The 21,610-nt window shown below is 72.0% G+C and carries 21 protein-coding genes, 1 tRNA gene and 3 pseudogenes; 13 read left to right on the forward strand and 12 right to left on the reverse strand.

The window, feature by feature from the left end:
• A complete protein-coding gene (phoU, locus tag IG94_RS0132330) occupies window positions 1-690 on the reverse strand; it encodes a phosphate signaling complex protein PhoU (protein WP_031045531.1) in 690 nt (229 codons plus the stop codon).
• A 224-nt stretch (window positions 691-914) separates the two neighbouring features.
• Between phoU and phoR the strand changes: the two genes are divergently transcribed.
• On the forward strand, window positions 915-2,186 hold the full coding sequence (phoR, locus tag IG94_RS0132335) for a two-component system sensor histidine kinase PhoR (RefSeq protein WP_031045533.1): 1,272 nt from the start codon (window positions 915-917) through the stop codon (window positions 2,184-2,186).
• A 5-nt stretch (window positions 2,187-2,191) separates the two neighbouring features.
• Window positions 2,192-2,863: a two-component system response regulator PhoP gene (gene phoP / locus IG94_RS0132340; protein WP_011029519.1), complete on the forward strand. Its 672-nt coding sequence runs from the start codon at window positions 2,192-2,194 to the stop codon at window positions 2,861-2,863.
• Between the two features lie 95 nt (window positions 2,864-2,958).
• On the opposite strand, the gene IG94_RS0132345 is transcribed toward phoP, so the two are convergent.
• Entirely contained in the window at window positions 2,959-3,684 is a 726-nt protein-coding gene (locus IG94_RS0132345; RefSeq protein ID WP_031045545.1) for a copper chaperone PCu(A)C domain-containing protein, read from the reverse strand.
• 642 nt (window positions 3,685-4,326) lie between these two features.
• Here IG94_RS0132345 and IG94_RS0132350 point away from each other — a divergent pair.
• From IG94_RS0132350 to IG94_RS0132375, 6 genes and pseudogenes are all read left to right on the forward strand, one after another.
• On the forward strand, window positions 4,327-4,809 hold the full coding sequence (locus tag IG94_RS0132350) for a CarD family transcriptional regulator (RefSeq protein WP_003953493.1): 483 nt from the start codon (window positions 4,327-4,329) through the stop codon (window positions 4,807-4,809).
• Window positions 4,810-5,151: 342 nt separating this feature from the next.
• On the forward strand, window positions 5,152-5,940 hold the full coding sequence (gene ispD, locus IG94_RS0132355) for a 2-C-methyl-D-erythritol 4-phosphate cytidylyltransferase (RefSeq protein WP_031045548.1): 789 nt from the start codon (window positions 5,152-5,154) through the stop codon (window positions 5,938-5,940).
• A pseudogene (gene ispF / locus IG94_RS44440) lies at window positions 5,930-6,406 on the forward strand (2-C-methyl-D-erythritol 2,4-cyclodiphosphate synthase); the annotation flags it as partial. The gene ispD and the pseudogene ispF, both read left to right, overlap by 11 nt.
• A gap of 311 nt (window positions 6,407-6,717) precedes the next feature.
• On the forward strand, window positions 6,718-8,118 hold the full coding sequence (gene cysS / locus IG94_RS0132365; RefSeq protein WP_031045554.1) for a cysteine--tRNA ligase: 1,401 nt from the start codon (window positions 6,718-6,720) through the stop codon (window positions 8,116-8,118).
• A gap of 122 nt (window positions 8,119-8,240) precedes the next feature.
• A complete protein-coding gene (gene rlmB, locus IG94_RS0132370; RefSeq protein WP_031045556.1) occupies window positions 8,241-9,182 on the forward strand; it encodes a 23S rRNA (guanosine(2251)-2'-O)-methyltransferase RlmB in 942 nt (313 codons plus the stop codon).
• A 128-nt stretch (window positions 9,183-9,310) separates the two neighbouring features.
• A complete protein-coding gene (locus IG94_RS0132375; protein ID WP_078536020.1) occupies window positions 9,311-11,023 on the forward strand; it encodes a DoxX family protein in 1,713 nt (570 codons plus the stop codon).
• Window positions 11,024-11,093: 70 nt separating this feature from the next.
• On the opposite strand, the gene IG94_RS0132380 is transcribed toward IG94_RS0132375, so the two are convergent.
• Window positions 11,094-11,291 (reverse strand): DUF397 domain-containing protein, encoded by a 198-nt coding sequence (locus tag IG94_RS0132380; RefSeq protein ID WP_031045561.1) that lies wholly within the window; start codon window positions 11,289-11,291, stop codon window positions 11,094-11,096.
• Window positions 11,288-12,163, reverse strand: coding sequence for a helix-turn-helix domain-containing protein (locus IG94_RS0132385; RefSeq protein WP_031045563.1), 876 nt, complete (start codon window positions 12,161-12,163; stop codon window positions 11,288-11,290). The genes IG94_RS0132380 and IG94_RS0132385 overlap by 4 nt, the downstream gene beginning before the upstream one ends.
• A gap of 380 nt (window positions 12,164-12,543) precedes the next feature.
• Between IG94_RS0132385 and IG94_RS0132390 the strand changes: the two genes are divergently transcribed.
• The 3 genes from IG94_RS0132390 to IG94_RS0132400 all read left to right on the forward strand — a co-directional run bounded on the left by IG94_RS0132390 (window position 12,544) and on the right by IG94_RS0132400 (window position 14,141).
• Window positions 12,544-13,452 (forward strand): helix-turn-helix domain-containing protein, encoded by a 909-nt coding sequence (locus IG94_RS0132390; protein ID WP_052410968.1) that lies wholly within the window; start codon window positions 12,544-12,546, stop codon window positions 13,450-13,452.
• A gap of 87 nt (window positions 13,453-13,539) precedes the next feature.
• Window positions 13,540-13,887, forward strand: coding sequence for a hypothetical protein (locus IG94_RS0132395; RefSeq protein ID WP_031045568.1), 348 nt, complete (start codon window positions 13,540-13,542; stop codon window positions 13,885-13,887).
• Window positions 13,884-14,141, forward strand: a complete 258-nt coding sequence (locus IG94_RS0132400; RefSeq protein ID WP_031045570.1) for a hypothetical protein — start codon at window positions 13,884-13,886, stop codon at window positions 14,139-14,141. Before IG94_RS0132395 ends, IG94_RS0132400 begins: the two co-directional genes overlap by 4 nt.
• Window positions 14,142-14,210: 69 nt before the next feature.
• On the opposite strand, the gene IG94_RS0132405 is transcribed toward IG94_RS0132400, so the two are convergent.
• The 3 genes from IG94_RS0132405 to msiK all read right to left on the reverse strand — a co-directional run bounded on the left by IG94_RS0132405 (window position 14,211) and on the right by msiK (window position 16,884).
• Window positions 14,211-14,948 (reverse strand): nucleotidyltransferase family protein, encoded by a 738-nt coding sequence (locus IG94_RS0132405; protein ID WP_031045573.1) that lies wholly within the window; start codon window positions 14,946-14,948, stop codon window positions 14,211-14,213.
• Between the two features lie 78 nt (window positions 14,949-15,026).
• Complete coding sequence (locus IG94_RS0132410) at window positions 15,027-15,482, reverse strand: hypothetical protein (RefSeq protein WP_031045575.1); 456 nt, start codon at window positions 15,480-15,482, stop codon at window positions 15,027-15,029.
• Between the two features lie 265 nt (window positions 15,483-15,747).
• Window positions 15,748-16,884: a diacetylchitobiose ABC transporter ATP-binding protein MsiK gene (msiK, locus tag IG94_RS0132415; protein WP_031045577.1), complete on the reverse strand. Its 1,137-nt coding sequence runs from the start codon at window positions 16,882-16,884 to the stop codon at window positions 15,748-15,750.
• A gap of 218 nt (window positions 16,885-17,102) precedes the next feature.
• On the opposite strand from msiK, the gene IG94_RS0132420 reads away from it, so the two are divergent.
• Window positions 17,103-17,179 (forward strand) — tRNA-Thr (locus IG94_RS0132420).
• Between the two features lie 35 nt (window positions 17,180-17,214).
• Here the strand turns inward: IG94_RS0132420 and IG94_RS0132425 are convergent.
• Complete coding sequence (locus tag IG94_RS0132425) at window positions 17,215-18,057, reverse strand: putative protein N(5)-glutamine methyltransferase (RefSeq protein ID WP_078892517.1); 843 nt, start codon at window positions 18,055-18,057, stop codon at window positions 17,215-17,217.
• A gap of 124 nt (window positions 18,058-18,181) precedes the next feature.
• A pseudogene (locus tag IG94_RS44140) lies at window positions 18,182-18,493 on the reverse strand (alpha/beta hydrolase); the annotation flags it as partial.
• Window positions 18,494-18,599: 106 nt separating this feature from the next.
• Between IG94_RS44140 and IG94_RS0132435 the strand changes: the two are divergent.
• A complete protein-coding gene (locus tag IG94_RS0132435) occupies window positions 18,600-19,061 on the forward strand; it encodes a hypothetical protein (RefSeq protein ID WP_224326458.1) in 462 nt (153 codons plus the stop codon).
• A 23-nt stretch (window positions 19,062-19,084) separates the two neighbouring features.
• On the opposite strand, the pseudogene IG94_RS43790 reads toward IG94_RS0132435, so the two are convergent.
• The 3 genes and pseudogenes from IG94_RS43790 to IG94_RS0132445 form a co-directional block, all read right to left on the reverse strand.
• Window positions 19,085-19,438: pseudogene (locus tag IG94_RS43790) on the reverse strand (NF041680 family putative transposase); the annotation flags it as partial.
• Window positions 19,439-19,677: 239 nt separating this feature from the next.
• The gene (locus IG94_RS0132440) at window positions 19,678-21,054 is read right to left on the reverse strand and encodes a zinc ribbon domain-containing protein (protein ID WP_031045588.1); all 1,377 of its coding nucleotides are present in this window, start codon (window positions 21,052-21,054) and stop codon (window positions 19,678-19,680) included.
• The gene (locus IG94_RS0132445; RefSeq protein ID WP_051159849.1) at window positions 21,051-21,560 is read right to left on the reverse strand and encodes a phage tail protein; all 510 of its coding nucleotides are present in this window, start codon (window positions 21,558-21,560) and stop codon (window positions 21,051-21,053) included. Before IG94_RS0132445 ends, IG94_RS0132440 begins: the two co-directional genes overlap by 4 nt.
• Window positions 21,561-21,610: the final 50 nt, after the last annotated feature.

Genomic DNA, 21,610 nt, shown 5'->3' on the forward strand with positions numbered 1-21,610 from the left:
TCAGGCCCCCTCGGCCTGCGTCGCCGGCTGGATGTCCGGCTGGAGCTCGTCCGCGTGCTCGCCGGTGACCAGGTAGACGACCCGCTTGGCGACCGCGACCGCGTGGTCGGCGTAGCGCTCGTAGTAGCGGCCCAGGAGGGTGACGTCGACGGCCGTCTCGATGCCGTGCTTCCAGCGGTCGTCCATCAGGTGCTGGAAGAGGGCGCGGTGCAGGAGGTCCATCGCGTCGTCGTCCTGCTCCAGCTGGAGGGCCAGGTCGACGTCCTTGGTGATGATCACCTCGGCGGATTTGGCCATCAGGCGCTGCGCGAGCTGTCCCATCTCCAGGATGGTCGCGTGCAGGTCGTGCGGCACCGCGCGCTGCGGGTAGCGCAGCCGGGCCAGCTTGGCGACGTGCTGGGCCAGGTCGCCCGAGCGCTCCAGGTCGGCCGACATCCGCAGCGACGTGACGACGATGCGCAGGTCCGTCGCCACCGGCTGCTGCCGGGCCAGCAGGGTTATCGCCCGGGCCTCCAGCTCGTGCTGGAGCTCGTCGACCCGCTGGTCGGCCTCGATGACGGCCTCGGCCAGCTTCAGGTCGGAGTCCAGGATCGAGGTCGTGGCGCGTCCGATGGCCGACCCGACCAGCCGGGCCATTTCCACCAGTCCGTCACCGATCGAGTCAAGTTCCTCGTGGTACGCGTCCCGCATCAGGGTTCCCTCTCGTACGTCCGTTTAGGGGGCTCACAGGCCTGCTCGCACCGGCTCGCACCCCTCGCCGTGCCCCCACGCTTACACGTTCCGGCCTGTACGCGTCCGTTTCCGGCACCCCAAATGAACCACCCCTGGCTCCAAGGTGAACTCTGGGCGACGAGTGTTCGAGGTCGCACCCCGATGGCTGGGGCGCGGCTGTCCGGCGTGCCTAACCTGGAGGCATGGACGTGAACGCGGCGGTCGCCGCAGTGGCAGCGATCGCCGGAGTGCTCACCGGCGTCATCGCCGTGCTGGCGTTCCGCTGGAGCGAACGCGAGCAGAAGCGCCCCACGCGAACGTCCCTGCACACCGACCCCGTACTCCCGCCCGGCGTGGACACGGTCCTGTCGGTCCTCAGGTCGTCCGCGGTCGTCCTCGACGAGGCCGACGCCGTCGTCAAGGCCAGCTCGGCGGCGTACGCCCTCGGCCTGGTGCGGGGCGGCAAGCTCGCCGTCGAGCCGATGCTGCAGATGGCCCGGGACACCCGCAGGGACGGGGAGATAAGGCAGGTCGAGCTGGACCTGCCGCGCCGTGGGAACGGGCGGGGGGAGGCCCTCGCCGTCTCCGCCCGGGTCGCGCCGCTCGGCTCTCGGCTGGTGCTGCTGCTGGTCGAGGACCTCACCGAGGCCCGCCGCATCGAGGCGGTGCGCCGTGACTTCGTCGCCAACGTGAGCCATGAGCTGAAGACGCCGGTGGGCGCGCTCTCGCTGCTGTCCGAGGCCGTCATGGACGCCGCGGACGACCCGGAGGCCGTGGAGCGGTTCGCCGGGCGGATGCAGATCGAGGCGACCCGGCTGACCAACCTGGTGCAGGAGCTCATCGACCTGTCCCGGGTCCAGAACGACGACCCGCTCGACGACGCCGAGCCCGTCCGGGTGGACGAGCTGGTCGCCGAGGCGATCGACCGCTGCCGGCACGCCGCCGGCACCAAGCAGATCACCATGGCCGCCGGCGGCACCGCGGACCTGCACGTGCGCGGCAACCGCGGCCAGCTCGCCGCCGCCCTCGGCAACCTCGTCGAGAACGCCGTCAACTACTCGCCGGCCCGCACCCGCGTCGGCATAGCCGCCCGCCGCGTCGCCGCAGGCGGCGGCGACGTGATCGAGATCGCCGTGACCGACCAGGGCATCGGCATCTCGGAGAAGGACAAGGAGCGCGTCTTCGAGCGCTTCTACCGCGTAGACCCGGCCCGCTCCCGGGCCACCGGGGGCACCGGTCTGGGTCTCGCGATCGTCAAGCACGTGGTCGCCTCGCACGGCGGGGAGGTCACGGTGTGGAGCGCCGAGAACCAGGGCTCCACGTTCACCCTGCGGCTGCCGGAGTCGGGCCTCGCCCGCGACCGCGCGCGGCAGCGCTCCGACCACGCCGGGCTCAGCGACGAGACCGAGCGGTCCGACTCATCCCCCCATACATCCCCGTACGAAACGCTTCCCGCCCCGGAGGTCCTTCCGTGACCCGTGTGCTCGTCGTCGAGGACGAGGAGTCCTTCTCCGACGCCCTGTCGTACATGCTCCGCAAGGAGGGCTTCGAGGTCGCCATCGCGACCACGGGCCCCGACGGACTCGACGAGTTCGAGCGCAACGGCGCCGACCTCGTGCTCCTCGACCTGATGCTGCCCGGCCTGCCGGGCACCGAGGTCTGCCGCCAGCTGCGCGGCCGCTCCAACGTCCCCGTCATCATGGTGACCGCCAAGGACAGCGAGATCGACAAGGTCGTCGGGCTGGAGATAGGGGCCGACGACTACGTCACCAAGCCCTTCTCCTCCCGCGAGCTGGTCGCCCGCATCCGTGCCGTACTGCGCCGCCGCGGCGAGCCGGAGGAGGTCGCCCCGGCCGCCCTGGAGGCCGGGCCCGTCCGGATGGACGTCGACCGGCACGTGGTGACCGTCGGCGGCACCAAGGTCGACCTGCCGCTCAAGGAGTTCGACCTGCTGGAGATGCTGCTGCGCAACGCCGGCCGCGTGCTGACCCGCATGCAGCTGATCGACCGGGTCTGGGGCGCCGACTACGTCGGTGACACCAAGACCCTCGACGTCCACGTCAAGCGGCTGCGCGCCAAGATCGAGCCCGACCCGGGCGCGCCGCGGTACCTGGTGACCGTGCGCGGGCTCGGCTACAAGTTCGAGCCGTAGGCCCGCCGACACGGCTGATACGGAGGAAGGGCGGGGGCTCTCAGTCGAGAGCCCCCGCCCTTCCTCCGTACGTGTCGTTGTCGTGCGTACGACGCTCAGTTGCCGGTTTCGGCGCCCGTCTCCGCCTCGGTGCCGGCGCCCGTCTCCGTGCCGGTGCCCTGGGAGGTGGCGTCGGCCTCGCCCGTGGCCCCGCCCGCTCCGGGGGCCGTCTCGCCGTTCTCCGGGGTGCCGGAGGCCTCGCCGTCGGCGGGCTCGCCGGAGGCGTCACCGGAGGGCTCCGCGGACGCGCCGGGGGCCGAGGGGACCTCGCTCGGGCCCCAGCCGGTGAAGTAGCCCTCGGCCGGGACGACGAAGGCGCGCAGGCCGACCTCGCCGGTCTCGCTGAGGGTGAAGGTGATCTTCTGCGCGTTGCCGTCCTGGATCGCCTCGCGGCTGCTGGGCAGGACCGCGGCGGCGTTGTCCTTGCCGCCGAGGATCAGGGAGCCGCCGGCCGGGACGGTCAGGTCGCCCTTCTCGCCCTTGGCGGGCTTCAGCTCGGCGGACTTCTCGGTGCCGGAGACGGTGATCGACTCCAGGGTCTGGTCCGTCTTGCCGCTGTTGAACAGGGTGGCGGAGACCACGGCCGGTCCGGTCGACTCGCGGTCGGGCTGGGTGATGACCACGGCGTTCTGGATCTTGATGTCGCCGACGGCCGTCGCAGCGTGGTCGGGCTTGATCTCCAGCGACTGGGCGTTGTGACCGGCGCCGCACGCGGCGAGCGAGGCGATCGAGAACGCGATGGCGGCGGCGGCGAGTGCGCCGCGTCGAAGGCTGCTGCTCACGGCGGCGGCAACTCCTAGGACTCGAGCGAGACGGCGGCAACGGATAAAGCCGCCCTAAGTGACTGTCAGCGGCCTCAGGCTATCGAGCCGTTCTCGGACCGCCGCACCCGACCCTCCCCGAACGGCCGGCGGCTTCGCCCGGCAGGCGGTAGGCCCGGACCCGCGGGCCGGCCGTTCCCCGGTCGCTTTGCGGTGCGTACTCGTCCGCCATTCGGATAAGAAGCACTCCGGCATACGGACGTCCATACGGGTCGCCGAACGGGCGCGAATTTTCCGTGAAGGAATGCGCGGACGGCCAGGAAATTGATCATCGCCGGGCCGGCGGGGCGTGTCGTGATCAATTCCGGATTCGGCCGGAACCCCGTCCCGGCCACCGAACGGAGTAGCGTAAGTCGCACGGGTGGAACCGGACATATCGGGATCTTCGGGCCGGTGGGTGGCCCTCCGGATGTGTGTGGCGTGCGTGTTTCACCCGACCTGAAGAGCCGCTCCGACCTGCGAATACTTTCTTCCGCTCGCTCCGCGCAGCACGTTCCTGTTGGTGTTGTCAAGCCCCGAGATATGCCCTGACCTGCGAAAACGCCATTCAGAAGACGTCGAATCCGTGTTACCCTGGATAGCCACGGAAGGGGTACCTGTCACATGACGTTCAAGGTTGGCGACACCGTGGTCTATCCCCATCACGGGGCCGCGCTGATCGAGGCTATCGAAACTCGCCAGATCAAAGGCGTGGACAAGACCTACTTGGTGCTGAAGGTCGCCCAGGGCGACCTGACGGTACGTGTGCCAGCGGACAATGCGGAGTTCGTCGGCGTGCGTGATGTGGTCGGTCAGGACGGACTGGACCGGGTCTTCGAGGTGCTGCGCGCGCCGTACGCCGAGGAGCCCACGAACTGGTCGCGTCGTTACAAGGCAAACCTGGAGAAGCTCGCCTCCGGCGACGTCATCAAGGTCGCGGAAGTCGTACGCGACCTGTGGCGCCGCGAGCGCGAGCGCGGACTCTCCGCCGGTGAGAAGCGCATGCTCGCCAAGGCCCGCCAGATCCTGGTGAGCGAGCTGGCTCTCGCGGAGAACACCAACGAGGACAAGGCGGAGGCCCTGCTCGACGAGGTGCTCGCCTCCTGACCTGAGGCGGGGCGCGGACCGCACACCACCCGGTCCGGCGCACTGAAATGCCGCGGTGCCCGATGACAGCCGAGCTGTTGCCGGGCGCTGCGGCATGTTCGTACCCGGCTTCTGTCCCTCACGGGCACCTTCGTGGACGTCCCGAACACCGTTTCCCACGTCCGGGGCTCCCGGCGACCATGATCCTCGTACGCTCGTCCCGGGAGGCTTCCCCGGGTCCTGGCGTGCCGGGCCCGGACTGCAGGCTCGACCAGGGTCACGGAAGGGTCCGGTCAAGGCGTCGCGCCCGGCACGATGAGGCCCTACCCACCTAGGTCGAGCACACAAACCTGACAGGAACCGATGTCTGACGAATCGCGTCCCTCGCCCGCCGGCACGCCGGCGGAGGCGTCCGCCGGCGACCGTACGAACACCAGGACCGCGGCCGTCGTTCCGGCCGCCGGCCGGGGCGTACGGCTCGGACCGGGCGCTCCGAAAGCCCTGCGCGCGCTGGGCGGCACGCCCATGCTGATCCACGCGATCCGGGCGATGGCCGCCTCCCGGGGGGTCTCCCTCGTCGTGGTCGTCGCCCCGCCGGACGGCGCGGCCGAGGTCAAGAGCCTCCTCGACGCGCACGCGCTGCCCGAGCGTACGGACTTCCTCGTGGTGCCCGGCGGCGAGTCGCGCCAGGAGTCCGTGGCCCTCGGTCTGCAGGCGCTGCCGCCCGAGTACGGGATCGTCCTCGTGCACGACGCGGCCCGGCCGCTGGTGCCGGTGGACACGGTGGACGCGGTGATCGACGCCGTGCGGGAGGGCGCGCCCGCCGTGGTGCCGGCGCTGCCGCTCGCCGACACGGTGAAGGAGGTGCGGCCCGCCAGGGTGCCGGGCGAGCCGGAGCCGGTCGTGGCGACGCCGGAACGGGCGCGGCTGCGGGCGGTGCAGACGCCGCAGGGCTTCGACCGGGAGACGCTGCTGCGGGCCCACGAAACGGTGACCGAGAACGTCACGGACGACGCGAGCATGGTCGAGCAGCTCGGGCTGACCGTGGTGGTCGTGCCGGGGCACGAGGAGGCGTTCAAGGTGACGCGGCCGCTGGACCTGGTCCTCGCGGAGGCCGTGCTGGCGCGCAGGAGGCTGAACGATGGGTTCTGAGGGTGCCGGGGGCGCCGGGGCCGCCGGCTGGGACGTGGTGCTGCCGCAGGTCGGGATCGGGACCGACATCCACGCCTTCGAGGACGGGCGTGAGCTGTGGTGCGCCGGTCTGAAGTGGGACGGCGAGGGGCCGGGGCTGGCCGGGCACTCCGACGCGGACGTGGTCGCGCACGCGGCGTGCAACGCGTTGTTCTCCGCGGCGGGGCTCGGTGACCTCGGACAGCACTTCGGTACCGGGCGGCCGGAGTGGTCCGGGGCGTCCGGGGTGACGCTGCTGACGGAGGCGGCGCGGATCGTCGGCGCGGCGGGGTTCCGGATCGGGAACGTCGCGGTGCAGGTGGTGGGGGCGCGGCCGAAGATCGGCAAGCGGCGGGAGGAGGCGCAGTCGGTGCTCTCCGCGGCGGTGGGGGCGCCGGTGTCGGTGTCGGGGGCGACGACGGACGGGCTGGGGTTCCCCGGGCGGGGGGTGGTGGTGCCCTGCGATGCCGTGCCGTGCGGGGCGCCGCCCCGCGCCCCGCCAGGGGCTCCGCCCCTGGACCCCGGCCTGTGCCCACCCACCACCCGACTCGGTCGGGCAAGAGCCCGCCGTCGCCCGCAGGGGCTCGGGGGTGAGGGGCCGCCGTCGCCCGAAGGGGACCGGGGGGCGAGAGGTTGCCGTCGCCCGCAGGGGGCCGGGGGCTCGGGTGGCGGGAGGCTGGCCTCGCCCCAGTGCCTCGGTTGGGCAACAACGCGCCAGTGGGGCCCTGTGCACTGTGCCGCGCCTACTACCCTGGACTCGTGACTATTCGGCTGTACGACACCAGCGCCCGGCAGATCCGTGACTTCGCCCCCCTCACACCCGGGTGTGTCTCGATCTACCTCTGTGGCGCCACCGTGCAGGCCGCCCCGCACATCGGGCACATCCGGTCGGGGCTGAACTTCGACATCATGCGCCGCTGGTTCGCGTACCGCGGCTACGACGTCACGTTCATCCGCAACGTCACCGACATCGACGACAAGATCATCAGGAAGGCGTCCGAGCAGCGCCGCCCCTGGTGGTCCATCGGCTACGAGAACGAGCGGGCGTTCAACGACGCCTACACCGTCCTCGGCTGCCTGCCGCCGACGTACGAGCCCCGTGCCACCGGGCACATCACCGAGATGGTCGAGATGATGCGCGGCCTCATCGAGCGCGGGCACGCCTACGAGGCCGACGGCAACGTCTACTTCGACGTACGGTCGCTGCCCGGCTACCTCTCGCTGTCCAACCAGGACATCGACGAGCTGCGCCAGCCCGCCGGAGACGACGAGAGCGGCAAGCGGGACCCGCGGGACTTCGCCATGTGGAAGGCGGCCAAGCCCGGGGAGCCGAGCTGGGAGACGCCGTGGGGGCGGGGGCGTCCCGGCTGGCACCTGGAGTGCTCGGCGATGGCGCACAAGTACCTGGGGACCGAGTTCGATATCCACGGGGGCGGGATCGACCTGATCTTCCCCCACCACGAGAACGAGATCGCCCAGGCCAGGGGCTTCGGCGACACCTTCGCCCGCTACTGGGTGCACAACGCCTGGGTCACCATGAGCGGCGAGAAGATGTCGAAGTCGCTCGGCAACAGCGTGCTCGTGAGCGAGATGGTCAAGCAGTGGCGGCCGGTCGTGCTGCGGTACTACCTGGGCACCCCGCACTACCGCTCCACCATCGAGTACAGCGAGGAGTCCCTGCGCGAGGCCGAGTCGGCGTACGCGCGGATCGAGGGCTTCGTGCAGCGCGTCACCGAGCTGGCCGGCGGCGCCGTCGAGCCCGCCGCCGAGGTGCCGCCCGCCTTCGCCGAGGCGATGGACGACGACCTGGGCGTCCCGCAGGCGCTCGCCGTGGTCCACACCACCGTCCGGCAGGGCAACAGCGCGCTGGCCGCCGACGACAAGGAGGCCGCCGTGGCGCGGTTCGCCGAGGTGCGGGCCATGCTCGGGGTGCTGGGCCTGGACCCGCTGGACGCGCACTGGGCCGGGGAACAGGAGCAGGGCGAGGACCTGCGGCACGTCGTCGACAGCCTCGTACGGCTCGTGCTCGACCAGCGGGAGGCCGCGCGGGCCCGCAAGGACTGGCCCACCGCCGACGCGATCCGCGATCAGCTCGGGCAGTCCGGACTGGTCATCGAGGACGGCCCGCAGGGGCCCCGCTGGAGCCTCGGCTCCCGCTGATCCGGCCGGGCCGCGAGGTCCGGACCCGTAGATCGATTGTGCCGCCCGGCCCCCCGGGCGGCACACTGCACTGAGACGCACGCTTCACGCACACTCCCGTAGAGAGCGGAGACAGGTAACTCATGGCCGCGAACAACCGCCGCATGTCCGGCAAGAAGGGCGCGCAGGTCGGCAGCGGCGGCAAGCGACGCCGGGGCCTGGAAGGCAAGGGGCCGACGCCCCCGGCCGAGATGCGCAAGGGGCACGCCAAGCAGCGCGCCGCCAACGCCAAGACGCGCCGCGCCACCGGCCGTCCGCAGCAGCGGCGCGGCGGCGGGCGGTCGACGTCCGAGCTGGTCGTCGGACGCAACTCCGTCTACGAGGCACTGCGCGACGGGGTGCCCGCCTCCACGCTCTACGTCCAGCAGTTCATCGACAACGACGAACGAGTGCGCGAGGCGCTGCAGCTGGCCGCCGAGCGCGGCGGCATCAACCTCATGGAGGCGCCGCGCCCCGAGCTGGACCGGATGACCAACGGGCTGAACCACCAGGGGCTCGTGCTCCAGGTGCCGCCGTACGAGTACGCGCACCCCGAGGACCTGGTCGCCGCCGCCCACGACGAGGGCGCGGACCCGCTGATCGTCGCCCTCGACGGCGTGACCGACCCGCGCAACCTCGGTGCCGTCGTGCGCTCCGTCTCCGCCTTCGGCGGCCACGGCGTCGTGGTGCCCGAGCGGCGCGCGGCCGGCATGACGGCGGGCGCGTGGAAGACGTCCGCCGGTACCGCCGCCCGTACGCCGGTGGCGCGCGCCACCAACCTCACGCGGGCGCTGGAGTCGTACCAGAAGGCCGGGATCACGGTCGTCGGCCTCGCCGCCGACGGCGAGGCCGAACTCGGCGACCTGGACGTGCTGGACGGGCCGGTGGTGGTCGTCGTCGGCAGCGAGGGCAAGGGCCTGTCGCGGCTCGTCGGCGAGACCTGCGACGTCCGGGTGCGGATTCCGATGCCGGGCGGCGCGGAGTCGCTGAACGCGGGTGTCGCCACGGGCATCGTGCTCTACGAGGCGGCGCGCCGCCGGAGCTGACTCCGCCGCGAACGGATGTTCGCGAAGTAACCCGAACGGGGCGTTCGAGGCTGTCCGGACATGCTTGACGCGGTCCGGACAGATCGGGGCGGTCAAGGCAGTGTCCTAACGACACATCACTCGGTTAGATGAGTGTGGACACCAGAACACCCCGCACACCCACGGGGGACCGCTCGTCGGGATACGACGACGCTCCCGCGCTGAGCATGGTGAAGGTGCCGAGCGATCCGGCGCAGGTCATCGTCAACCACGCGAGCTTCCGCGTGCAGTTCGGTGCCTCCGCGCGGCGGGCCCAGTCCCCGCGGATCGCGCAGCACTTGAGCGCCACCCAGGCCACCGCCCGCACCCCCGCGGCCGCCCGCCGCCGGCCCGTCGTGTGGAGCGGGCGGTCCGATCCGGACGACACCGGCGCGCACCGCCTGCTCCAGGCGGTGCGGGCGGGCGCCGGCCACCAGGCCGCCGCCCCGGCCGCCGACGCCGGGGCCACGCAGGTCATCCCCCGGGTCGACCTCGGTGGCGAGCCCCTGGGGTACGAGGACGGCGGGTACGGGGAGGGTCCCGACACCCAGACGCTCGAGACGCCCCTCGTCGGCGCCCAGCGCGGGCCCGTCCCCGACGGCACCCGGCTGCTGCCCGCCATGCGCACCGTCGGCAGCGCCGACGACGAACCGGGTTACGGCGACGAGTACTTCGGTCCGGCCCCGCACGCGGGGGACGGCTACGAGGACGGCACCGCCCCGGACGGGCCGCGCAGCAGGCGCCGCGGCGACGACCCCGCGCGGCACGCCTACTTCCCCGGCCGCCGCATGAACCTCGGCGTCGTGCTGCTGCCGCTGCGCGTCTTCCTCGGCTTCATCTCCGTCTACGCCGGGATGGGCAAGCTCTGCGACCCCGTCTACTTCGACGGCGGCGAACGCGGCTCCATGGTCAAGTGGCTCAACACCCTGCACCCGTGGGACGTCGCCGAGCCGCTGCGCCAGTTCGCCCTCGCCCACCCGGTGGGCGCCGGGCTGGTCATCGCCTTCCTCCAGGTCCTGGTGGGCGTCCTGACCGTCCTGGGCTGCTGGCAGCGCGTGGCCGCCTGCATCGGCGCGGGCCTGTCCGCGGCGCTCCTGCTCACCGTCAGCTGGAAGAGCGTCCCGGTCTACGACGCGCCCGACATCATCTACCTCGCCGCCTGGTCCCCGCTCATCATCGCGGGCGCCCCCGTCTACTCCGTGGACGGCAGGCTCGCCGGCAGCGCCTGGCGCCGGCTCGGCCCCCGCGCCGACATCTGGGACCTGCGCCGCTACGTCCTGCGCCGCGGCGCCCTCGTCACCTTCCTGGTCGCCGGTGCGACCCTCCTGATCGGCTCGGTGCTCGGCGGCGCCGTACGCGACTCCGACCGCGTGGTCGTCCCCGGGCCCGGCGAGTCCCCGCGCAACGAACTGCCCGGCAGCCCGCTCCCGCAGGAGCCCGGCACCCGCTCGCCCGGGTCCACCTCCACCTCCCCGGAGGCGTCCGCCTCCCCCACCCAGGGCGCCACCGGCGGCGCGTCCACGCCCTCGCAGGGCTCGGCGACCACCCCGGGCGCGACCCGCGACAGCAGCGGCACGACAACCGGCGGCGGCACCGTGCCCAGCCAGACCCAGGGCACCTCGGGCCAGGCCCCGCCCCAGCAGTCCACCCCGGAGAACCGGGCGCCGAGCACCTCGGCGGGACCGACGTCCGGCGGCTCCTCGACGGGCGGCACGGGCGGCTCGACCGGCGGCGGCAGCACCGGCACCGAGGAGACCGGCGACGGCGGCTCGTCCTCCACCGGGGAACCGGGCAGCCGCCTGGTGGGCGGCCTCCTGGGCTAGGCCCCGCGCCTACACCAGCGCGCCCCGCCCCGGCAGCCAACCGGGCGCGGGGCGCGTGACGTTGCGGGTGTCAGCGCGCCACGGTGTACGCGAGGAACCCCACCCACGCCTCCGGCGCGAGCGCGAGTTGAGCGCCCTGCGGGCTCTTGGAGTCGCGTACGTGCACCGTGCTCAGCGTGGCGGCGACCTCAACGCACTCGTTGCTGTTGCTGCTGTCGCTGTAGCTGCTCTTGAACCACCGCAGCTCCGAGCCGTCCCCACGGATCATGTCTCTCCCAGCACTTGCTCGATGAAAGCCAGCGACTCCCCAGGCGAGAGAGCCTGAGCCCGGATGATGCCACACCGCAGTTCCATGATCCGAAGATGCTTCAACTCGGCGACCGGACGGCTGCCGAAGTCCCCCTCGGCTCGACCAACTGCCGTGCCGTCTGCGAACTTCAGCACCTGGATCTCGCCTCCCATGCCGGCATGGACAGCACGGTCGATCGGCATCACCTGGATCTCGACAGTCCGCATCTGAGCGAGTTCCACAAGGTGTTCCAACTGGTGGCGCAGAACCATTCTGCCCCCAAGTGGCCGCCTGAGCGTCGCTTCTTCCTGGACAAAGCACAACTCCGGAGCGGGATCGCGCTCGAAAATCGCCTTGCGGGCCATGCGCGCGCTCACCAGGCGATCCACTTGGTCCCGAGGGTGCGCCGGCCGCCGCATCTCGAACAAAGCCCTCATGTAGTCCGCTGTCTGCAGCAGGTCGTGGAGGTTGTGGGTGCCGTAAGCGGTCAGCTCGACCGCCTGAGCCTCCACACGAGCCAAGTCCCGAACCTTCCTGGGGTACCGAACCTTCTTCACGTCCTCCCAGGCCGCCGAGATGAGCCCACCGGCTCCCAACACCTCGTCGGCCCGATCCAGATACTCCTGCCGGGGAATCCGCTTCCCGCCCTCCACCTTGTAGACGAGGTCCTCCCCGTACCCCACCGCCACCCCGAACTCGCCGGCGCGCAGCCCCGCGGCCTCGCGGCGCAGTTTCAACTGGCGCCCCACCGTGGTGATGACCGCGATGCCCCACTCGTCGTCCGGGTCCACCTCCCACCCCGGCTCGTCCGTCTCCGCAGGCTGTACCGCCTCACCGTCCACTGCCGTCATCGCCGCACCCCTCCGTCGTCCCGCGCCGTACCGCGACGCCCTACCCGCACCAACGGCTCGGGCGGCCCGGACAGCACTGGACAATCGGCGGACAGCCCCTGAACGGCGTTGCACGCCACCGGAACCCACTTTTCGAGGTTTCGGTGCCGTCGGCGCCTACCCATACAAAGAACTCGGGAGAAAGAACCCCACCAAGCCCCACCCCTCCTCCCGAGGAGAGTCGTCACTCGGGTGGGTGAACATCACCGGCTCAGCTGGATTTCGGGCCCCTCAACTCCCTTACGCTCAGCGCAAACGACCGCATCCGAAAAGACTTCGGCCCCCGCCGGGACTGGCATCCCAGAGCGAGGGCCTGACCACCTAGGAAACGAGACTTCCCGATGGGTACCCAAAACCCTAGCGCGCCCCTGCGCGCCCAGTCAGCCCACACCGCCGATCCGACCCGCCCGCACCGACACCGGACTCCGCACGGGCGCGGGATCGTCCACGAGAACACCCGCCACACCACCCGCTTCGTGGTGATCGGCAACCACCTGGTCCAGCACGAGGAACTCTCGCTCCTCGCGATCGGCCTCGGCTGCCACATCCAGTCGCTGCCCACCGGAGCAGGCGCCGACATCAAGTCCCTCACCGCCCGCTTCACAGAAGGCCCCACCCGCATCGCCGCCGCCCTGCGCGAACTGGAGGCCCACGGCTACCTGCGCCGCGAACGCGTCCGCACCACCACCGGCCGCATCATCACCCGCACCGTCTCCTGCAACCAGCCCAAAGCAGCCACCCGCAGCGAACCCACCGACACCGCCCGCCCACCCGCAACGCCCCGCCCGAAGCCGAAGGCACTCCCCGCCGTCCCCCAGCCCGGCTGCACCGCCCCCGTACTCCTCCAACAGGCCACCGACCTCCTCACCACCCTGCGCCGACACGACTCGCGCCTCCTGCTCTCCGCGTCCGACACGGCTCATCTGGTCCCCGGCGTCGCCGCCTGGCTGGAGCGGGAGGCCACCCCCAGCGGCGTACGCCACGCCCTGACCGCCGATCTGCCGGACGACCCGCTGCGCCGCCCCGCGGCCCTCCTCGCCCACCGCCTCGCCGCCCAGCTGCCACCCCCGCCGCCGTTCAGGACCCCCGCCTGCCCACCACCGCCCCGCTACGAGGTACGCAACTGCGACGGCTGCGACCGCGGCTTCCGCGCCCCCGAAACCGAAGACCGCTGCCGCGACTGCCGCCCGACCGCCGGCGAGGCGCCGCCCGAGACGCCCTCTGAGCAGGGCCCTTCACACACTCGTTGACCAGGAGAAACGCACTCGATGTTCGCGTCCCGATTCACCAGCCGTCCCGGACGACTACCCTGGCCGGTGCACTCCCGGGAGGACTTCATGAGCACTCAGGCCGAACACGGACACGAGCTGGTCCCCCGTCCCGAGCAGACGCCGGACGCGCTGCGAGCCGCCCTCGCCGTCGTTGCGCCCGGGCGTCTGCCGGAGATGCAGCAGACCAAGGAGGAGGCGTTCGCCAAGGCCCTGGAATGGCAGTCGCTCAGCCCGGTACGCGGCTGGGCCCTGGCGTGGGCCCGTGATATCGAGATCGCCCGCCGGCCCGACCTCGCGGCCCGCCACTCCCGGGCCAAGAACGACCTGGAACACGAGGACGCGGACGTGGCCCGTGAAGCGCTGCGAGAGCTGAGTACCGTCCTCGACGAGGCGATGAAGGCAGTACACGCTTGAGCTGGGCCTGGGAGTACGCCTTCGGCGCGGAGGAAGCCGCCCGTACCGCCCCGCCCGTCTTCCTCACCGCCGTGGAACGCAAGGCCGCCGAGCTGGTCAGGGCGGCAGAAGCCCAGTACCTGCACGGCCGTGCGTACGGTGGAGACGATCCGAAGGGCGGCGACATCACGGTCCCCGGCGGGATGTTCACCTACCAGATCGTCGTGCGGGACGAACGCGTCTACGTCCTCCAGATCACCTACCTGGGCTTCTGATGCGGCACTCCCGCGCAGGGAACGCTCCGGCAGGTCCGCAGCACGGGATTCGCTGGTGCTCAGAGTGCTTCAGCGGCCTGTCAGGGCTGCCAGTTCTCGGGAGGCCTCTGTGAGGTCCTTGGCGGTGTCGATGGCGCGCCAGTAGGAGCCCTGGGGGAGGGGGAAGCCGGCCAGGCGGCGTTCGCGGGCCAGGCGGGGGAAGGTGGTGCGCTCGTGGTCGCCGCGTTCCGGGAGCATCGCGGCGAAGGCGGACGAGAAGACGTACACGCCGGCGTTGATCTCGAAGGTGGACGGCGGTGCCTCGATGAAGTCGGTGATGTGGCCGAAGCCGTCCGTCTGGACGGCGCCCCACGGGAGCCTGGGGCGGGCCAGTGCGAGGGTCGCGACGGCGTCCCGCTCGGCGTGGAAGTCGGCCATGTCGCGCAGCGAGAAACGGGTCCAGATGTCGCCGTTGGTGGCGTACCAGGGCCGGTCCGGGTGGGGGAGGTGCGCGGCGGCGTACTTGAGGCCGCCGCCGCGGCCCAGGGGCTCGGTCTCGACGACGGTGGTGGCGGAGAGGGGCAGGTCGGTCGTGTCCAGCCAGTCCTGCAGTACCTCTGCCAGGTGGCCGCAGGAGATGACGACGTCCGTCACGCCCTCCTCGGCGAGCCAGGCGAGCTGGTGGCCGATGATCGGCGTGCCCGTGCCGGGGATCTCGACCATCGGCTTGGGCCGGTCGTCGGTGTACGGGCGCAGCCGGGAACCCTGTCCGCCGGCCAGGACGACGGCTTGGACGGGCCCGCGGGACGCGGCGTGCGGATCGGTCATGCCCGAACCTTACGCGGCGCTCCGCGGGCCCTCTCGGCTGCCTCTTCGTCGGCCTCGGCGACTGTGTCGCCGACGGTCCTAGCCGTGGGCGGCCAGGACGCCCGAGGCGAAGGCGGTGTCGCAGACGGGGCGGGAGTAGGACTGGGCGCGCTTCGGGCCGTAGACCTTCACGGCGGCCCGGCCGAGGGCGCGGGCGATGGTCGCGCAGTGGTCGGCCAGCGACGGGCGCTCGTTCACCGCCTGCTGGAGGTGGGTGAGGGCGGTGCCCGGGTCCTCCTCCTGCAGTTCGGTCAGCAGCCGGTCGCGCAGCACCTCGTGCGGTGCGCGGGTTGCGGCCCGCGGGGCGGTCTTGGACGAGGCGGCTTCCGACGCGGCGAGCATCGAGTCCGCCGGGTCGCCGGACCAGTCGACCCGGGTGACCGCGAGAGTCCCGGAGAGCACCAGGACGACGGGCAGGACGAAGGCGAGAGAGCGGCCGATCCGGAGGGCGGGGCCCCGGCCGCGTCGCGTCTGTCGGGTGGCGGAGTGCTTCACGGAGTGCTTCACGCGAGTGAGGGTAGCGCCCGGTAATGATTTGGCGACATTTAGTCACCCTATTGGGGGATGGGGGAGGGGTGGTGAGTGGGTAAGGGGTTGACGGGGGCTGGGTGAGATGTCTGTTTTGGTGGGGTGTTTGTCGACAAGAGGAAGAGCCCCGCAGCAGGCCGCGGGGCTCTTCTCGTCAACGCGGGTGAATTCACCCGGGAGCGTGGTGTGCCGGGGCGGGGATTCCCGCCGCCGTCGCTCGGTCCGCCGTCGCTCAGTCGGTGAGGCGCTCGCCCGTGGAGGACGAGAACACGTGCGCCTCGCCCGGCCGCGGCACGACGTGGACGGTCGCGCCCTTCTCCGGCACCGCGCGGCTGCTGACGCGGACCACGAGGTCCTTCGTCTCGTCGCCGACCTGGACACTGCCGTAGATGTAGCCGTCGGCGCCGGTCTCCTCGACGACGTTCACCGAGACCGCGAGGCCGGCCGGGGCGTCGTCGGCCTCCTTCGTCAGGGTCTTGGCCTCGCCGCCGTCCAGCTCGACCACGTCGAAGTGCTCCGGGCGGACACCGACGGTGACCGTGGTGTCGCCCTTGTCGGAGGCGGCCTTCAGGGCGTCGCGGTTGACCGGGACGACGCTGTTGCCGAACTTCACGCCGCCGTCGGTGATCGGGACCTCGACCAGGTTCATGGCCGGGGAGCCGATGAAGCCGGCGACGAAGAGGTTGGCGGGCTTGTCGTACATGTTGCGCGGGGTGTCGACCTGCTGGAGCAGACCGTCCTTGAGGACCGCCACGCGGTCGCCCATCGTCATGGCCTCGACCTGGTCGTGGGTGACGTAGACGGTGGTGATGCCCAGACGGCGCTGGAGCGAGGCGATCTGCGTACGGGTGGAGACGCGGAGCTTGGCGTCCAGGTTGGACAGCGGCTCGTCCATGAGGAACACCTGCGGCTCGCGCACGATCGCGCGGCCCATCGCCACACGCTGGCGCTGACCGCCGGAGAGGGCCTTCGGCTTGCGGTCCAGGTACTCGGTGAGGTCGAGGATCTTCGCGGCCTCCTCGACCTTCTGCCGGATCTCCGCCTTGTTGACGCCCGCAATCTTGAGGGCGAAGCCCATGTTGTCGGCGACCGTCATGTGCGGGTACAGCGCGTAGTTCTGGAACACCATGGCGATGTCCCGGTCCTTCGGCGGCAGGTGGGTGACGTCCCGGTCGCCGATGCGGATGGCGCCGCCGTTGACGTCCTCGAGCCCCGCGAGCATGCGCAGCGAGGTGGACTTGCCACAACCGGAGGGGCCGACCAGGACGAGGAACTCGCCGTCCTCGATCGCGATGTCGAGACCGTCGACGGCGGGCTTCGTGGAACCCGGGTAGACGCGGGTCGCCTTGTCGAACGTAACAGTGGCCATGGTGAATGGGCCCCCTTCTACCGGCAGGAACGTGCCGGACGATCCGTTGTAGGAAGGTGGTGTGGTGTAGTCCACACAGGTGAAGCTGGCAGGACGGTACCTGGCGTTCACCTGATCTGTCAGTACCTGTGGGCCTGTGAACTTCGCCGAAATTTTCGAATCCCGTCGTTCACCGGCTCTGTGTAGAGTGGTCGGGCCGCGCACGCAGTCGCGCGCACGCCTCCTTAGCTCAGCTGGTCAGAGCGCCGCTCTTGTAAAGCGAAGGTCGTCGGTTCGAATCCGACAGGGGGCTCCAGCAGCTCCCGTGGTGCCCGTTCCCGAGAGTGCGTCCTAGCGGCCCGCGCGGGTTCCGGTGACGATCGTGGAGTACATCTCGTCGTTCGTCGACACCCGCGGGACCAGGCCGTGGTCCTTCATCGCCCGGGCGGTGAGCGGCGCCTGCTCCTCGCTCGTCTCGATCAGCAGGGTGCCGCCGGGCGCCAGCCACGCCGGTGCGCCGGCCGCCACCCGCCGGTGCACCTCGACGCCGTCGCCGCCGCCGTCGAGCGCGTGCCGCGGTTCGTGGTCGCGGGCCTCGGGCGGCATCATCGCGATCTCGTCCGTCGGCACGTACGGGGCGTTGACGACCAGGACGTCCACGCGGCCGCGCAGCGCGTCCGGCAGCGCGTCGTAGAGGTCGCCCTCGTAGACGCGGGCGTCGGGGCCGACGTTCAGCCGGGCGCAGCGCACCGCGGCCGGGTCGACGTCGGCGCAGGACAGCTCGATGCCGGGGACTCGCGCGGCGACGGCGGCGCCGATCGCGCCGGTGCCGCAGCACAGGTCCACGACCACGGCGCCCGGCCGTCCGGCCAGTTCCGCGGCGGCGTCGACCAGGAACCGGGTGCGCTGCCGCGGGACGAAGACCCCGGCCTCCACCCTGACCCGCAGGCCGCAGAACTCGGCCCAGCCGAGGACGACTTCGAGCGGCTCCCCGTCGACCCGGCGTCCCACGAGCCGCTCCAGGTCGGCGGGTGCCGGCGCGGCGTCGAGGAGCAGCCGCGCCTCCTCCTCGGCGAACACGCATCCCGCGCCCCGCAGCGTGGCCACCGTGCGCGCCAGCACGTCGCCGGGGGGCGTGCCGGCGGGGCTGGAGGGGGTGGCGGGGCTGGAAGGACTGGAGGGAGAGGACGGCATCGGGGCCTTTCCGGGGGAGCTTCCCGGCCGGGCGGGCCGGTCTGCGGACGGTCCGGGAGCCTAGCAGCGGCGGTCGAGGGAGTCAGGGGCTTTTCCTCCCTCCGGCCCTGCTTCCCCGCTGGTCCTACTTCCCCTCCGGCAGCGGCTCCGCCTCGCAGACCGCGCCGGGCGCGGGGAGGCGTCCGTCCAGCAGGTACGCGTCGACGGCTTCCCGGACGCAGCCGTTGCCGCTGTCGTAGGCACCGTGGCCCTCGAACAAGTGGGCGTAGACGCCGCCGAGTTCGATGCCGTAAGAGATCCTGAAGCAGCGCCGCTTCTCGTCGCCGAGGACCTGCCGGATCAGGTCCATGTCCTGGACGGCCTGCCGGGTGCCGACGTAGGGCAGGACGTCGCCGGGATTTCGCTCGCACGCGGCGGCTGTGTCCCGGTTGAAGGCGACCAGCGCGAGGTTTATCCCGTAGGAGCCTTCGGGGCTTGGCTCGCATACTGGTTCGATGAGTCCGATCTCCACACCCCACCATCGGTTCCGGGACCCACGCAGCATGAAGTACGACTTCCTGGAGTCCGTCCTCGTGCGCTGTCCCGACTGTGACGCAGTGGCGCATGTCGGGACAGCGCCGGATCCTGTCGGAGTACGCGACCAGGGCGTCTTCGTGCCAAGGCGTCTCATCTGTCGAAACTGCGGGACGGCGAAGGAATCGCGCCGTGGAGGTTTGACCTTGCTCCGGGACCCCTATGGGTCGGCCAGAGACCCGTATTTCGGTGTCCGTCTGTGGCTGCAGACCGAGACCCGGCACGGGTGGGTATGGGCCTACAACTTGGCGCACCTGGACCTGATCAGGCGATTCGTCCAGGCGCCGTTGCGTGAAGGCATTCCCTGGTACGACCACGGCCGGAAGATGACCGTAGTGGCCCGCCTGCCCGCATGGATGCAGCAGGCCAAGAACCGCGACGAGGTGCTGCGGGCCATTGCCCGCATCCACACCTCACTGCTCCGCGCCTGATCCGGGAACACCCAGCCTGCCGCTCATCCCGTGAAGCGTCTGGGCTTGGTGCCCTTCTTGTGATGAGTGGGGCGCGAGTGCGCTTCTCCGGTCTTGAGGACCAGGCGGAGGTTCCTGAACCCGCGCCGGACCCGGGCCGGGGCGAGCTTGTTCGGCGGAGCCGGCCGTTCCCAGGGGCGGCGGAGATCGGTGACCAGGCCCCGGACGAGGCGGAGCTGGGTGTGAGCGGCGATGATCAGCCAGGTCCACCGGTCGGCGGCCTCGGGGTCGCGGAGCCTGGGGCGGGTCCAGCCGAGCGTCTGCTTGATCGTTCTGAAAGTGTGCTCAAGGTCGAATCTCTGCGGGACCGCTTGCCAGAGCCGGTCGACAGCCGCCTCGCTCTCGCCGGGCGGTTACGACGCCCTCGCACCGGGGCTCCGAGGCTGCCCTGATGGTTGCGGGCCCGGTGCCGGGGCCCGGACCCGCGGTCCGGCGGTGTCGTCGGCCCGTCGGCCCGTCGGGCGGGGCCTGCGACGCGACCGGAGGGTCCGTCCCGGGCCGCACGCCGTCTGCATGACGTGTCGTCCGGGACGGGCCGTCCCCTCACCGGCCGGTGGTTCGCCGGCCGGCGGTCCGGTCAGCGGTTCGCGCTGGAGGGGCCGAAGAACTCGATCTCCGCGATGGCCACCTGCTTGTCGCGGGAGGCCGCGTGGGCCGTCTCGATGGTGAAGCGCACCTTGGTGACCTCGCCGACGCGGAACGGGATCCGCTGGCCGCCCGCACCCTGGTCCAGGGTGATGTCCCGCTCCTTGACCGACGCGTCCTTCATCGTGATCGTGGCCTTGATCCGGTGCGGGAGCGCGGACTCCGACAGCTTCTGGGCGCGGGTGGAGACACCGGGGGTGATGATCAGGTCCAGGAGGCGGGTCGGCTCCAGGAAGTTGACCTCGACCCACTGGCCCTGGCCGGAGTCCCCGACGCCCGGGCCCCACCAGGTGTTGCTGAGCCGGTCGCTGATGAGTTCCGGCTTGTGCCCCGTGTAGGAGCGCGAGGCCTTGAAGGTGTCCGGGTAGACCGGAGCGCGCTTGGCGAAGTGGTCGCGCGTGGCGTGGTAGCCGTCGGGGATGTACACGAAGCCGAGGATGCCGAGGGTGGCCACCACGACGACGGTGATCCAGGTGCCGATGCGGTCGAAGACGCGGCGCAGACGGGGACGGTCGCCCGCCCACGGGTTCTCGCGGCGCCGTCCGCCGAACATGCGGCGCCACCAGGGGAGGCGCACGCTGGCCTGGTCGCCGCTCGCGACCAGGGGCATCGCGCAGCGGGCGCAGTAGTGGCGGTCGGGGCGGTTGGGGGTGGAGCACCACGGGCAGGGCGGGCCGTTTGCGATGTCCTGCTGGTGGCTGGGGGCGCGGACCTGCGGCCGGTCGGCGTCGGGGCGGCCGGGCAGGACCGGGGCGACGGCCGGGGGCGCCGGGGCGGCCGGGGGCTCGGGGTCGGCGACGGGGACGAGGAGGGAGCGCGCGCGGTCGGACATGGTGTCGGTGAGCGCGTCCGGCGCGGCGACGACCGGGGCCGTCTCGTCGGTGTCGGGGGTGCGGGCGGGCGGAGCGGCGGGGGTGCCGGCCGCGGCGCCCGCGTACCCGGCGCCCGCAGCACCCGCAGCGCCCGTGCCGCCGTGGCCGCCGGGGCCCTGGGACACGGCGGCGGCCGGGGAGCCGGCGGGCTGCGCGCCGCCCGCCGGGCGGCCGGCCTGGCGCACGGTCGGGTTGTCCTCCGTGCCGTCGGCCCGGTGGTCGGCGGCACGGTCCGCGGCGGCGGTGGCGGTGCCGCCGGTACGGGCCTGGGCCGCGCCCGGGCCCGCGGCGCCGCCGGCCGGGGCGGCCGCGGACTGTGCGGCCGCGGCACGGGCGGCGCCGGTCTGCTCCCAGCTGAGTACGGCGCCGCACGCGTCGCAGAAGGACTGGCCCGGTTCCGCGGGCGTCCCGCACTCGGCGCAGTTCTGCGTGGTCATCTCTCCGGGGTCCTTTCGGAGGCGGTCACTTCGACCGTGTAGGGCATGTGGGCGGGACGGGCGGCGGCGACCAGCGAGTCCAGGCGGTGGGTGTCGACCGGTCTCGGGTCGGGCAGCCGCAGGGCGACGTGCAGCTGCGGGCGGGGTCTGCCGGGGAACGGGCCGAGCGGGCGGGCGTTCCATTCGGCGCCGCCGCTCTCGGTGATCTCCGGCTCGACGCCGAAGGTGAGCCGGACCGCCTCGGACAGGCCCTGCAGGGTGCCCCGCACCCGGTGCAGCCGGGCGGCGGCGGCGACGGCCGCGCGCAGCATGGGCTCGGGCTCGGTGCCGTCGGTCTCCGCGCCGACCCAGGTGCCGAGCCACTGCGCGAAGTCGGCCGGGGTGAGGGCGGGGTCGAAGTAGGTGTCCAGGCAGTCCAGGACGCTCAGAATGGGCGCGATGACGTCGTCGAGGCCGCCGACGAAGCGCAGCGCGAGGTCGTCGTCGGCGAAGACGGCCGGCAGCATCGAGGCGATGGGCAGCGAGGAGCCGAGCCCGTCGACGGAGCCGCGGTACG

The organism is Streptomyces olivaceus, from assembly GCF_000721235.1.
GTDB classification, from domain to species: Bacteria; Actinomycetota; Actinomycetes; order Streptomycetales; family Streptomycetaceae; genus Streptomyces; species Streptomyces olivaceus.

Excerpts from the sequence above, each read along its gene's own strand:
- phoU (WP_031045531.1), bottom strand. The coding sequence starts at position 690 with ATGCGGGACGCGTACCACGAGGAACTTGACTCGATCGGTGACGGACTG.
- phoR (WP_031045533.1), top strand. The coding sequence starts at position 915 with ATGGACGTGAACGCGGCGGTCGCCGCAGTGGCAGCGATCGCCGGAGTG.
- IG94_RS0132350 (WP_003953493.1), top strand. The coding sequence starts at position 4,327 with ATGACGTTCAAGGTTGGCGACACCGTGGTCTATCCCCATCACGGGGCC.
- ispD (WP_031045548.1), top strand. The coding sequence starts at position 5,152 with ATGTCTGACGAATCGCGTCCCTCGCCCGCCGGCACGCCGGCGGAGGCG.
- rlmB (WP_031045556.1), top strand. The coding sequence starts at position 8,241 with ATGGCCGCGAACAACCGCCGCATGTCCGGCAAGAAGGGCGCGCAGGTC.
- IG94_RS0132375 (WP_078536020.1), top strand. The coding sequence starts at position 9,311 with ATGAGTGTGGACACCAGAACACCCCGCACACCCACGGGGGACCGCTCG.
- IG94_RS0132380 (WP_031045561.1), bottom strand. The coding sequence starts at position 11,291 with ATGATCCGTGGGGACGGCTCGGAGCTGCGGTGGTTCAAGAGCAGCTAC.
- IG94_RS0132385 (WP_031045563.1), bottom strand. The coding sequence starts at position 12,163 with ATGACGGCAGTGGACGGTGAGGCGGTACAGCCTGCGGAGACGGACGAG.
- IG94_RS0132390 (WP_052410968.1), top strand. The coding sequence starts at position 12,544 with ATGGGTACCCAAAACCCTAGCGCGCCCCTGCGCGCCCAGTCAGCCCAC.
- IG94_RS0132395 (WP_031045568.1), top strand. The coding sequence starts at position 13,540 with ATGAGCACTCAGGCCGAACACGGACACGAGCTGGTCCCCCGTCCCGAG.
- IG94_RS0132405 (WP_031045573.1), bottom strand. The coding sequence starts at position 14,948 with ATGACCGATCCGCACGCCGCGTCCCGCGGGCCCGTCCAAGCCGTCGTC.
- msiK (WP_031045577.1), bottom strand. The coding sequence starts at position 16,884 with ATGGCCACTGTTACGTTCGACAAGGCGACCCGCGTCTACCCGGGTTCC.
- IG94_RS0132425 (WP_078892517.1), bottom strand. The coding sequence starts at position 18,057 with ATGCCGTCCTCTCCCTCCAGTCCTTCCAGCCCCGCCACCCCCTCCAGC.
- IG94_RS0132435 (WP_224326458.1), top strand. The coding sequence starts at position 18,600 with ATGAAGTACGACTTCCTGGAGTCCGTCCTCGTGCGCTGTCCCGACTGT.
- IG94_RS0132440 (WP_031045588.1), bottom strand. The coding sequence starts at position 21,054 with ATGACCACGCAGAACTGCGCCGAGTGCGGGACGCCCGCGGAACCGGGC.
- IG94_RS0132445 (WP_051159849.1), bottom strand. The coding sequence starts at position 21,560 with ATGCTGCCGGCCGTCTTCGCCGACGACGACCTCGCGCTGCGCTTCGTC.